11 protein-coding genes are annotated in these 12532 nt (G+C 62.2%); all 11 read right to left on the reverse strand.

Features of this window, described 5'->3' with window-relative positions; genetic code table 11:
* Positions 1 to 248: 248 nt before the first annotated feature.
* The 11 genes from AC1DNF_RS14925 to gmd all read right to left on the reverse strand — a co-directional run bounded on the left by AC1DNF_RS14925 (position 249) and on the right by gmd (position 12089).
* Positions 249 to 1400, reverse strand: a complete 1152-nt coding sequence (locus AC1DNF_RS14925; protein ID WP_478149388.1) for an acyltransferase family protein — start codon at positions 1398 to 1400, stop codon at positions 249 to 251.
* A gap of 643 nt (positions 1401 to 2043) precedes the next feature.
* Positions 2044 to 2229, reverse strand: a complete 186-nt coding sequence (locus AC1DNF_RS14930; RefSeq protein WP_478149495.1) for a transposase — start codon at positions 2227 to 2229, stop codon at positions 2044 to 2046.
* A 206-nt stretch (positions 2230 to 2435) separates the two neighbouring features.
* Complete coding sequence (locus AC1DNF_RS14935; protein ID WP_478149389.1) at positions 2436 to 3752, reverse strand: acyltransferase family protein; 1317 nt, start codon at positions 3750 to 3752, stop codon at positions 2436 to 2438.
* Positions 3753 to 3782: 30 nt separating this feature from the next.
* On the reverse strand, positions 3783 to 4415 hold the full coding sequence (locus AC1DNF_RS14940; RefSeq protein WP_478149390.1) for an acyltransferase family protein: 633 nt from the start codon (positions 4413 to 4415) through the stop codon (positions 3783 to 3785).
* Positions 4416 to 4455: 40 nt separating this feature from the next.
* Positions 4456 to 5781 (reverse strand): glycosyltransferase family 4 protein, encoded by a 1326-nt coding sequence (locus AC1DNF_RS14945; protein ID WP_478149391.1) that lies wholly within the window; start codon positions 5779 to 5781, stop codon positions 4456 to 4458.
* Entirely contained in the window at positions 5778 to 6815 is a 1038-nt protein-coding gene (locus AC1DNF_RS14950; RefSeq protein ID WP_478149392.1) for a glycosyltransferase family 4 protein, read from the reverse strand. The genes AC1DNF_RS14945 and AC1DNF_RS14950 overlap by 4 nt, the downstream gene beginning before the upstream one ends.
* Positions 6812 to 7846 carry a glycosyltransferase family 4 protein gene (locus AC1DNF_RS14955; protein WP_478149393.1) on the reverse strand — a complete coding sequence of 345 codons (1035 nt, stop codon included), beginning with the start codon at positions 7844 to 7846 and terminating at the stop codon, positions 6812 to 6814. The genes AC1DNF_RS14950 and AC1DNF_RS14955 overlap by 4 nt, the downstream gene beginning before the upstream one ends.
* Positions 7843 to 8967: a DegT/DnrJ/EryC1/StrS family aminotransferase gene (locus AC1DNF_RS14960; protein ID WP_478149394.1), complete on the reverse strand. Its 1125-nt coding sequence runs from the start codon at positions 8965 to 8967 to the stop codon at positions 7843 to 7845. The genes AC1DNF_RS14955 and AC1DNF_RS14960 overlap by 4 nt, the downstream gene beginning before the upstream one ends.
* A gap of 2 nt (positions 8968 to 8969) precedes the next feature.
* A complete protein-coding gene (locus AC1DNF_RS14965; RefSeq protein WP_478149395.1) occupies positions 8970 to 9596 on the reverse strand; it encodes an acetyltransferase in 627 nt (208 codons plus the stop codon).
* On the reverse strand, positions 9593 to 10906 hold the full coding sequence (locus AC1DNF_RS14970; RefSeq protein ID WP_478149396.1) for an FkbM family methyltransferase: 1314 nt from the start codon (positions 10904 to 10906) through the stop codon (positions 9593 to 9595). Before AC1DNF_RS14970 ends, AC1DNF_RS14965 begins: the two co-directional genes overlap by 4 nt.
* A 145-nt stretch (positions 10907 to 11051) precedes the next feature.
* Positions 11052 to 12089: a GDP-mannose 4,6-dehydratase gene (gmd, locus tag AC1DNF_RS14975; RefSeq protein ID WP_478149397.1), complete on the reverse strand. Its 1038-nt coding sequence runs from the start codon at positions 12087 to 12089 to the stop codon at positions 11052 to 11054.
* Positions 12090 to 12532 lie beyond the last annotated feature (443 nt).

Raw genomic sequence — 12532 nt, forward strand, 5'->3', positions numbered from 1 at the left:
TTGGCCAGGGTTTGGCCAGGGTGCGCTTGACGATCTTGCCGCCTTCGCGATAGCCCTCGCGCAGCAGGACGGCGGGTGGGGAGTGGCGGTTGGGGACGGTCTCGATGTACATGCGTTACATGGTAGTAAACGAACCCGAATTTACAAGGTAAACATACGCYATTTACATGGGAACACAATTAGGCCAAAAAAYGGCGCGAAGCCGCGCCATTGCTTGATCTATCGCGTTTTAGAGGCCAAAGCTCGGTCTAGGGAACGGAGCGCCCCGAGGCCAGCCGGTTGCCAGATCGAAAGCGAGCCGCAAGCGCGCGTCCGGCTGAATGCGCGGGCGATTCCACCGCGTAGTGAATGGTTGTTGCCACGGCGATGGCCGACACCACAGCAGCGAAAATCGCCAGCCATGCCGGGCAACCGGCACCGGCCGTCAGCCGGAGCACCGCATACCCAAGAACGCCATGCACAACGTACAGAGGATAGCTGATCGACGCTAGAAAGTCGGTCAGTGGGCGGCTCTTGCAGACCGACGGGAAAACAAACGCTGCGGCGAAGACGAGCAACGCAATGCCGTACGTCAACATGAGATTGAATGGCACGGTCGAAGCGCGCCAGCAGATCGCGGCCATCGCGATAAACAGTGCGGCGACGATAGCCAGGAAGAGTTTGGGACTCAGGTGGCGTCGGTATAAGAAATTGAAGGCAACTCCGATGAACATGAAATCCAAGTATTGGATCGATGCGCAGAGCGTATATACGTAGCCATATGACGGATTGCCTGCTTTCAGCAGCCATGTCACTGAGGGCGCCGCTAGCACAGCGAGCAGTGAGAGGGCCAAGGGCATGGCAAACAACAAGGGCCTGCCAGCGGAAAGCAAGACCGAAGCCAACGCACAGACGAGATAGAACTTCACCTCGATATCTAGCGTCCAGATGATCCCATCAATTCCCGCCACCCAGACGACGTCACGCAACCCTGGGAAGTAGTTCGTCATGACTACGCTAGGAGCGTACGGAAAGGCTTTACCGTAGTGCGATCCGCTGATCAGGATTACGAGGATTGATGTTGTCAGTCCGACCCAGTAGGTCGGATAGATGCGAAGCGTGCGACCGACGAGAAAACCACGCCAATCGGTACGCTGGAATGAGAAGGGAATGACGAAGCCACTGATCAAGAAGAATAGCGCGACACCAAAAATTCCGAAGCTGAACGGGTCAAGGACGTTCAGCGCGAGCAGATAGGGTGGCGTGGCAATTGTCGAGGAAAGCACTGTCGAATTCGTCAGACCGCCCGCGATGTCCCGGTACTCCCAAAAGACGATGCAGTAGTGCGCGAGCATGACGCTGAGGGCGGCAGCCCCTCGGAGCGTGTTTGCGAATTCGATTTTCTGCGAGTCTTTTTCCATGATGGCCTAAAACGTCAATGGCAGTCTGTGGTGTCGCCTTTCTCAGGAGGACCCGGCAGGATTGTGGCTCAACGAAGGAGCCCCCGGCCCTGAAGCCTCAAGTGACAGCAGCGCGAGTCCTCATGCTCTCCACTCCACGAGTCGGGAGTCGGAAGAGAACGGCAGGGTGCGCCCGGCTAGGCCGTTGGCCGGCACAGTGACTTGATGCGGTACTCCAGTGACGGTGACGCCGTTAGGGGCGTGCGAACCTGCGCCCATGTGGCACCACCTACTCGCCCGATCGAATTCGAACTCGACTGACCGGAGACTTGAACTCGCCGAAGCACATCTTGCGCGGCGGCTTGCGGGCGACTACCTCAGCGACATCCTCGAGCGCCTGCCCACGCAGCCGGCCAGTCGCGTCGCCGAACTCCTGCCGGATCGCCGGCTGCCACGCTGCCAGCCTGATCTGCGACTGCAGTCAAGACGGGATCACCGCGCGCTTACGCAACTGCGCAGTTCAGGCCATGTCGGTCGCGGACTTGGGCAGGTCCGATTGGCGCTCCCCGATGGCTGCGCTGATTCGAGCGGGATCGCGGTGCAGATGTGCCACCTCCGCTAGCACGCGCCGGGCCGCCGAGTTGCCGGCCTTGGTGATGGCACTCTATCGGGGGCGCTGGCCGCTGGAGTCCTCGCTGGGAACCCCGCCCAGGCAGGTCATCAACTGGCGTGGGTTGGCGGAGCGATGAAAGTCCTGGATCTCTGCGACCAGCGTGACCGCTGCAATGAGCTGCACACCGCGCAGCGCCTGCAGCGCGGCCGCTACCGGCGCCAGCGAGCAGCCCGTCAGCCGTTTCGCAGCGACTGTTCTAGGTGTGCGATGTGCGCACCCCGATTTCGCTCACCGCCTGCAGGTACTCCTCGAAGGCGATCTGCTGCGCGGCGCGTCTCCCTCTCGGGCTGCAGCGTCGTGGCTCGGCGCACCCACGGTCGTCCCGGGGACGGGCTGCCTCAACGGCTCAAGCCATTCTGTCTAAGCTAGTACGAAGATGGAGATCATTTGGTATCTTTTCTTGATTCGACGAAAGCAAGCTGGTCTGCAATGGCCTTTACCACGAACTCCGCGCCCGTGCGGTTCAGGTGCACGATGTCCAGATAGAAGGATTCCCCACCCTTGCTCGACGCCCGCGTCTGACAGCCTTGGTCGTTGCACAGTGCGGCCAAGGCCGATACATAGGTCGCACCCGATTCTCCGGCCACATTCCGAAGCGCGATTTCGAGTCTTTCGCTGCGCGGCACCGGGTCGTCTTCATACAGGCCGAACTTTCGATAGCCCAATCTGGTCGACGGTACGAGGTGCAGTGGATCCTCTTGCCAAAGGCGAAACACAATGCGCGATGGTGTGTCCTTCCAGGCTGGCACCGGTCCGAGGATGACAACGTGGCGAACTCCGAGGCGGCGCACATTGGCGATCGTGTCGGCCAGCTGCGCAATGTCATTGGTGTAGTTGAGCCAGATCGCAGTAAGAACCACGATTTCGGGTTTGAGCTTAGTAATCATCTCCAGCGCCTTACGATTCTTGCCACTGCACGTCAGGTTGGCGTCGCTGGTGTAAGCGAGTATGGGCGGGCAAGAGGAGGCGGTGAACTGGGCCATCCTGACGTCAGGCACACCCTCGCGAAAGCCAGGATAGAGCGATGCGGCGCCGGAGTCGCCCCAGAGCACCAGGAGAGGTTTGTTGCCCTGCTCGACGCATTCGTGCGCCAGTTGGCTCGCGTCCTGATCGGTGTCCAGGAAGCACTTGCGCCACCGCATGCCAGTCCGATATCCGTCGAGGTCATATTGCGTGGCGTTCTGAATAAACTCTGGATAGCGAGTCGGGTAGCCTGCGCCTTTGTAGATCGTGCCAGCAATACACGCGATGACCAACATCAGTGCGCCCAGCGAGAGGGCCTTGAGCCTGGCCCTGCCGCCGAAGCGCAGCGGCTTTTCGACGAGCGCGTAGGTGGCCCAGGCCAGCGCCGCACTGGAAAGCAACAAGCCTACACGTCCGAGAGTAGTGTCCGGCACCGCGCCGCGCCCGAGCGTCAGCAGCGGCCAGTGCCAAAGATAGAGCGGGAAGCTGATGAGGCCAATGCCAACCGTGAGTGGGCGCGCGAGAATCGCGCGATTCGCCCACGCGCCGGAGCCTGCGGCGATGATTAGGCACGCACCCACGGAAGGAAGGAGCGCCCACCAGCCTGGAAACCTGCTGGAGCTCTTCAGACAGAAGACTGCGACCACGATCGAGGCCACGCCGACGGAGGAAGCGATGCTGCGTTGCGTCTGGCTAAAGCGAGCAGGGGAGCCGCCATAGGCGAGCGCTGCGCCCATGAGCAGTTCCCACGCGCGCGACAGCGGCGACTAAAAAGTTGCCGTCGGGTTGGTCCTTACCTCCGCCACGTTGAGTAGGAACGATGCGAGCGCGGTCAGGCCAATCAGGATGGCAGGTGAAACGCGTTGGCGCCATGCCAGCCACATGAGAACTGGCCAGGCGAGATAGAATTGCTCTTCGATCCCCAGCGACCACAAGTGCAGGAGCGGCTTCGCCTCGGATGCCTTGTCGAAATAGCCGGCTTCTTTCCACAGCAGCAGGTTGGAGGAGAACGTTGCGCCGCCGAAAACGTGCTTCGCGAGCTGAGTCAAATCCTCCGCCAGCATGGTCTTCCAGCCGAACGCCAGGCACGCGACCAGCACCACAAGCAATGCTGGAAAGATCCTCCGGACGCGGCGCACATAGAAGTCGCCGAGGGTGAAACTTCCTCGTTCGAGATTGGTCAGAATGACCTTTGTGATGAGGAAGCCCGAGATGACGAAGAAGACATCCACGCCGACAAATCCGCCGGGCAGGGCCGTAGGGAACGCATGGAACACGAGCACAGCAAGCACGGCAATGGCCCGAAGGCCATCGATGTCGCGTCTGTAGCTGATGTGGCTCTGATGGCGCTCGCCAGCGAGCGTAGTTGCCTTTGCGCTTGCGGGCACTGAACTGTTCATGGAATCAAGACCTCTTCTCTTCAATGCTCGATCTATCAACTCACGAGCCCGCAACGCCGGTGTCCGGCTGCCCCGAAATACAAAACAGGTCCAGTGGACGCATCATATCCTCGGCCGTCATCAAGGCCGCGGAGGCGCCCCATTCGCTCATCTGATTGAGGATGTCCCCTGCCATGTTGATTGCTGGTGACGCGGTTGCCACCAATTGGACCAAATCCTCCAACTGCTCGGCGTAGCTTGTGGCGCTGAATGTCCTGGTGGCCCATTCTTGCCCTCGCATCGCCATGGCCCGGCGAGCCTCGGTGTTCGCGCAAAGATGCTCCAGCGCTGCCCTCAGTTCCGCTATCTCGTCGGTCACCGAGATCTTCTGCACGCAGTCGTCCGGCAATTCGCTGTAGAAGGCCGCGTCCGTCACAACGACAGCCTTTCCGTACAGCAGGCCTTCAATGGTCGTCGCCGATGCGGCTTCGAGGCTGGGCCAGCGGAGGCAGCAGACGATGTCGGCGTCGTTCATCGCGCCTTGCAGGACGACGCTGTCGGTTTCCCCTGAGATTTCCAGATTGACGCCGTGAGCGTGCGCGAGTGCCGTCAGTTGCACGGCCATGCGCGGTTCGATCAGGCCGCAAAGCCGGTAGCGAACAGTGCTGCGCAAAGCCGTGCTTGATCCGATCGCGCGGATCACGCTGTCGATTCTCTTGTTCGGATTCACATGTCCGACCGTGAGCACGTTCACCGACCCGTCGCTGTGTCCTGCAGTCGTAGCGTGCCGCGTGCATGAAGGCGCGTCATAAGGCAATGGAAGAACGCGCAGCGGCCCGGGGCACGAATTGGCGACGCGCCGCATTCCCCAGTGGCTGTGCGACACGACTGCAAGCGCCATCGAGCAGATCCATTCGGTCATCGGAAACAGCCGGCCCGCCCTTTCAATAAAGGCTTCTGAGTCCGCGGGGCTGAAGAATTCGGTCGCTGCATCCGCGTCATACCACTCGGTCAGAACGCGCTCCGCCTGCGCCCGTCTGCCTTGGGCCCATTCCATGAAGAGGTGGGCCACCAGAAAGTCATGCAGGCACACGATGCCCGGCAGCATTGCAAGCCAGTGCAGGCCGCCACAGTGATAGGCGTAGTTGTTGCCGATCTGGTAGACAAGCGCATCCGCGTCGTCGACGGCAGCCCGCACTGCCTTGGCATCCGTCCACGGAATGACTTCGGCCTCGCAGCCGTGCGTGGGAGACAGCAAGAGGGACTCCTGCTCCGTTCGGATCACGACGGCAGAGTGCCCCTGTTGCAGAAGAGCCTTGACGATCAACGCCGTCACGCGGCCGATCGCCGACGATCTTGCGAAGGGGGTGAAGATGACGAGCTTCATGACAGAAGTGCCTCCACCGTGGCGGGCCAGGTGATGTTGTAGTCCACCCAGCATGCCTTGGCCGCGACCCCGAAATCGCGCGTGCGCCTTGGATTCGAATACACGGCCTTCATCACTTCAGCCAAAGCCTCGGGCAGGGGCTCGGCCACCCATCCTGTCTTGTGATGCCTTGCAAGACCCAGGACGCCGCCGCTGTCGGTCGTGCTGATCAAGGCCTTTTCCGCCGTCGCGGCCTCCATCGCGACATAGCTGAAGGACTCCTCGTCGAAGGGCAGGGACGCCACGGCCGACGCGCCATTGATGTAGTCGGCATATTCCCCGCGCGCCAGGAATCTCAGGTCCAGCCGCACGCGATCCTGCAAGCCGAGGCGTTCGGCGGCCTCCTGCAGTCTTGTCGCGTCGGCCGCCGAATCCGGTGGCCCGGCAATGACGAGTCGCACTTCCTTCGAGCTCAGAGCCAGTGCCTCCAGCAGCAGGTGCTGGCGCTTCGCCGCATTTACTCTGCCGCCCGCGAAGATGTAGCCTTCGGCTCGGCCGCCGACAAAGATTTCCGGATCGTTGATCGGGGCGCGCAGCACCTCGGACGCGAACCCGTTGTAGTGGGCCAGGCGCTTTTGCGTCACATCCGAGATCGCGAAGATGCGCCGCGCCCCGCGGAAGCATTCGTCGTCCGCATTCTTGATCAGGCTCCGGATGTCGGCGCCGGTCTGGCCCGCCGGCAGATTGGTCTGGCCGGCGTCGTAGAGGTCGTAGGCCTGCCGGTACTGGTGCACCAGCCACAGGCTCTTGCGCGCATGCGGAATCAGGTACGCGGGAAACTTCAGCGCGATCACGTGGTCGACGTTCTGAAGCTCGAAAGCGCGGGCCATCAGCATCTGCGAAGGAATGCGCGTTGCGGGCTCCCACTGGAAAGGGATGCGAAGCACCTCGGCCTGGTGGCCGGCGATCTCGATCTGGGTCTTGAGGTGCGCGGCCATGGATTCGGCCCCGCCCGAGACGAAGGGGGCCATGTTGTTGACGACAAGAACCCTCATGCCAGGAGCCTTTCGAGCACATGTGACCAGCTGATGTTCAGCTCGCCGATGCGCGCATTGGCCTTCGCACCCATCTGGCGGGTGGCGTTCCTGTCGTCGAAGAGCCGATCCATCGCCGCGGCCAGCGCCTCGGGCTGAGGCTGAGTGACGAGTCCATTCACCCCGTCGACGACGAACTCCAGCGTGCCTCCTGCATCGCTGGTCGTCAGGACGGGCTTGCTCGCGTGGGCGGCTTCCAAGGTCGGATAGCCGTAGGAGTCTTCGTCCAAGGGCAGGTAGGCCGCGGCCAGGCAGTCCGCGAGGTAGCCTGCCTTCTCGTCTTCGGTGATCCAGCGATGCTCCAGTGTCACTCGGCCGGTGACTCCATGCTCCTGGGCGAGTTGGGCCAGCAAGCCCGGGTAGGCCACGCCGCCGCCCAATCCGCACAGACGGAGCCTGACGGGAGCGCGGCAATATTTCAAGGCTTCCACCAACAGGTGCTGGCGCTTGTGGCCTTCGAGACGGCAGATGCAGACGATCTCGTCGTTCAGCGAACGGTAGTGAAAACGTTCAGGATCCAGTACCGGCGGAAACAACGGCTCGCTCTCCACGTCGTTGTAGCGCTTGAGGCGATCGGAAACGACCCGGGAGTTCGAGAACACATGCTTGGCCTCGTGCAGCGCGGCCGTATCGGCGGCGCGCAAGGCATCCCGAATGCCGCGGTGCTTCACGTCGTCCGGAAAGCCGCGATAGGGGCTGTCCCACAGGTCGTAGAACGCGCGTAGATGGTGAATGAACCAGACGATCTTGTGCGAATGCTGTATCAAGTGCGATTGCGGCCTGAAGCAGATGATCCGATCCGCAGCCGTCAGGTCGACGAAGCGAAAGGCGGCCATCTGCTTGAACAGAAGATCCGGCGCGTCCACCTCGGGAAGATAGATGCGCTCCACTTCATGCCCCGCTTCGCGCAGCACGACCTCGAGCCATTCAACGATGTTTCTGTAGCCGCCATCGACGAATGGAACGAAAGACGAGCAGAGCGCAATCCTCATCGAACCACGGCCACCGCCAGGGCCTGTGCCAGGCTTGCGGCGATACGGTTGACGTCATCTCTGGTCATGAACTGGTGTGTCGGAAGGTTCATTCCGCGCTGGGCCCACAGGTCCGCCACGGGGTAGCTCGCGTCTTCCTTGTAGGGCGGCAGCACATGCATCGGATAGAACACGGGCCTCGTCTCGATGCCGGCTTCGTCGAGCGCGCGCATGATCGCATCGCGGCGGCCTTCGTCGCCATCGCGAAGGAAGACGGTATACATCCAGTAGACGTGGTGCATGCCGGGTTGCGTTTCGGGCAGCACGAGCTGGTCCTTCAAGGGGTGCAGCGCTTCGTCATACATCTTTGCGAGGACCTGCCGGTCCTCCAGTGCCGCGTCGATCGTCTCCATCTGGGCCAGCCCGATCGCCGCCTGGATGTTGGTCATGCGGTAGTTGTAGCCGATCACCGGAAACCAGTAGCGCCTCTTCGGGTCGACGCCCTGGCCGCGGTAGAGCCGCAGCTTGGCCGCCAACTCGTCGTCGTTGGTGGTGACCATGCCGCCCTCGCCGGTGGTGACGATCTTGTTCCCGAAGAAACTGAAGGTCGCGCACTCCGATAGGTTCCCCACGCGCTTGCCTTGGACCTCCGCGCCGTGCGCCTCGGCGGCGTCTTCGAGGATCCAGAGGCCATGCTTGCGTGCGATGCCCGACAGCGCCACCATGTCCGCGGGATGGCCGTAGAGGTGCACCGGAATGATGCCGCGCGTGCGCGGCGTGATCTTCTGCTCGACCTGGACGGGGTCGATGTTCATCGTGTCGGCGCACACGTCGACCAGCACCGGCGTCGCGCCGCAATAGCGCACCGCGTTGGCGGTGGCGATATAGGTCACCGTCGGGATGATCACTTCATCGCCGGGGCCGAGGCCCAGTGCGACCAGCGCAAGATGAAGCGCCGTCGTGCCATTGTTCGCCGCGATGGCGTGCTTGACGCCGCAGAATGATGCAAAGGCCTCCTCGAAGGCGCCGATGTATTTGCCGTTGGACGAAATCCAGTTGGTGTCCAGGCAGTCGAGGACGTACTTGCGTTCATTGCCGGCGAGCTTGGGTTCAGCTACTGAGATGCGCTTCATTTTGTCCATGTTCATTTACTTAGGTTCTTGGCCGGCACGCCGGCAATTCTTGCGTTTGGCGCGACATGCGAAACGATGACGGAGCCGGCGCCCGCCACCACGTCTGCGCCGATGGAGATGCCCGGTATCACCTTGCAACCAACGCCCAGGAATGCCCGCGAGGCAACCGTCACATTGCCCGCGAGGCCGCATTGGGGCGCGATGTGCGCTGCTTCGCCGATATCGCCATCGTGGTCGACACTCGCCGAGGTGTTGATGATCGCGAGGTTGGCGATGGAGGTGTCTGCATTAATCACGGCGCCGGCCATGATCGCAATCCCCCTGCCCAGCCGGGCGCTGGGTGAAACCACCGCCGCGGGGCTGATTGCGTTGACCAGTTCGTAACCCAGTGCCGTGGCCGACAAGGCCAGGCGCTGGCGAAGCTCGTTCGAGCCGATGGCGATGAAGGCGAGTGTGTGGCCTTCGCGCCTGAGCCGGGCAAGATGCTCGTCGCCCTTGAACACCGGCACGCCGAGACACAAGTCGCCGCTGTCTTCCCCGCCGATGCAGCAGGCGACCTCCGTGCCCATCGCACGCAGCAATTCGATGCAAACCTTCGCGTGTCCTCCGGCTCCGACCATGACCACTGCTTGCGTCATGGCGTGCCTCGCGCCCGCTTCCAGGCTTCCGAACCTGGGCGCGCGAAAAAGAGATTGACGGAAAAGCTGCCTTCGATCTCCTGTAACGATCCTTCGCGCAGTGCTCCTGTTTCCGGATCGATCACGCTGAAGCCCAGGCCGAGGCGCTCGAAATGCTGCAGCCACTCCTCGGTCGAGTGTCCTGTCCTGCGGAGGTGGGAGATGCCGAATTCGACAATCAGCGCAATGCCCGGGTTGTTGGCGATGGTGTCGCCAGCGCCTTCCACGGCCTCGAGTTCCGCGCCTTCGACATCGATCTTCATCACGTCGACTCTTGCCCCGGCACCAAGGACGTCGTCGATGCGCACCAGCGGGACTTCCACCGCTGGCGGCGTCGCAACCCTCTGCGCTTGCAGCGGATACAGGGAGTGATGCCCACTCGTCGCACCAAGGAACAATGGCTGACGCCCCTGCCTGTTCGACACGGCCGCCTGATGCGTCTCGACAATCTCCGAGAAGCCGTTGGTCCAGATGGATTTGCGCAGTAGCTCGTGCGTCGAGGGAAGAGGCTCGAACGCCACGATGCGCCCCCCTTCACCCACGGCCGTGGCCGCGGCCAGGGTGTGCATGCCGATGTTGGCGCCAGCGTCGACGAAAGTGTCGCCGGGCCTCAACAACTTCTGGATCAGCAGCCGGGTGCCGCGCTCGAGTTCGCCGCGAGACTCCATCACGAAAGCCAGGAGAGCGTGGTCGGAGGCGGGGCACAGTACATAACCGACGGCGGTGCGCAGCAGCACTTCATCGGGACCGCACGCCACTGCGACCCGGTATGCGGAAGCCCGCGCTTCATCTTCGAGGCGGCCGAGCTGGCCCGCGATGCGATCCTGCCGCCCAACGTCAAGCGCGATGCTGGAAAAATCGCGCCTCAAGGACTCTCGCATGGCCTGTACTTCCCGCAGGACATGGGTGGTGTGGAGGGTCAGCAGCCGCTCTACGGCCTCCAGCTGTGACTGCTTGTGTGCTTCGAGGTCGCGCGCAACCTTCTCGTGAAGCGCCTGCGTTTCAAGCTGCAATTCCCTGAACAGATAAGCGCGCAGCCGGAATGCGAAGGGACGGCCGATCGGCTTGAGGACCTTGAATACAGCACGCGCGACAGGGCGCAGGCCCCGTTTGAGGGTCGCACCCAGGCCGGCGCCGGCGCGCTCGGTCGCTTGCGAGGCTGTTTCAGCGGAATGGCTCCGTGGATCGGCGGACCCGGTTCGATCCGCCGCGGACGCCGTCCGTTCGCGCGGCGCCGACGAGAGCATTCTTGCCTTCGAAGAGAGTGCCACGCGTATATCCACGCCTGTTCTTTCGGTATGTCTCATGCCAATCATCGACTCGTCGGCCTGCGGCAACGAGAAAGGCGCGGACGCTTGCGAGGTCCGCACGTCAACAATCACCTGATGCCGTCCTCTCGCATGGGGTCGGCAGCACTCAGAACGAACGCCCTTCGGCATTCCGGCGCAAGTCCGCCGCCACCATCATCGTGCAGAGCTGCTCCAGCGTCGTCTTCGGTTCCCAGCCCAGCTTTTGCTTGGCGCGAGCGGGGTTGCCGATCAGCAGATCCACCTCGGCCGGTCGATAGAACTTGGGATTGACGCGCACCATCGTCTTGCCGCTCTTGATGTCGATGCCGAGCTCATCCTGCTCCGTGCCTTCGAAGCGAAGCTCATAGCCCGCGGCCTTGAAGGCCATGTCGACGAACTCGCGAACCGTCTCCGTCCGGTTGGTCGCAAGCACGAAGCTGTCAGGCTCCTCGGCCTGTAGCATCATCCACATGCCCTCGACGTATTCCTTGGCAAAGCCCCAGTCGCGCTTGGCGCCCATGTTGCCGAGTTCCAGCACGTCGAGCTTGCCGAGCTTGATCTTGGCCACGGCGTCGGTGATCTTGCGGGTGACGAACTCCCGGCCGCGCAGCGGGCTCTCGTGATTGAAGAGGATGCCGCTGCAACCGAAGATGCCGTAGCTCTCGCGGTAGTTGATGGTCATCCAGTGGGCGAAGAGCTTTGCCACGCCGTAGGGGCTGCGCGGATAGAACGGGGTCTCTTCCACCTGCGGGATGGCCTGGACCTTGCCGAACATCTCGGAAGTGGAGGCCTGGTAGAAGCGGATCTTCGGATTCGTCAGGCGGATCGCTTCGAGCAGGTGCAAGGCGCCCATGCCGGTGATCTGCGCGGTGGCATCGGGCTGGTTGAAGCTCACGCCCACGAAGCTCTGCGCGGCAAGGTTGTAAACCTCGTCGGGCGCGGCCTCCTTCATGAGCGTCATCGAGCTGCCGAGATCGGTCAGGTCGTATTCGATCAGGTGCAGGTCGGGGTTGTCCTGGATGCCGAGTTCCTCGATGCGCCAGAAGTTGACGGAGCTTGTCCGGCGGTAAGTCCCATAAACGACGTAGCCCTTGCTCAGGAGCAATTCGGCCAGATAAGCGCCGTCCTGGCCCGTGATACCTGTGACTACAGCGCGTTTCTTCATGAGTACCTTCCGATATGAGTTCTATGGGCGCCGCTTCGTGGCGAAGGGGCCTCGGTTTCTTGCGACATCGCGCAAATGCTTCTCGGCGCATGGGCCGAGGGGGGATTTTGCCTGAAGCACGAACCGAACTTGCCGTCGAGCGGACTGAATCCGGGCTCGGCCTACAAAGCAGTCTCGTTTTGCTGCCCTAGAATGGCTTCTGACAGAGTCATGGACGAAGCCCCGTCCCGGGAGGGAACGGGCGTTTCCCCTGTCGGCGTTCTCGTCAAGACCACGTGTCCTTGCTTCAGGCTTCAGGCGCGGTTTTGTCGATCGTTCCGGATACATTCTTTCGCATCTTTTTCCCTCTCTTGGGGCCCCGCGGCGTGAATGGTGCTTGGCCTGTGTCCCAATCGGAACGAAGTGGCGCGGGACCCGTTCTTTCTGGCGAGGCGGCACGATCC

This window comes from Variovorax sp. 01T432 (assembly GCF_056398605.1).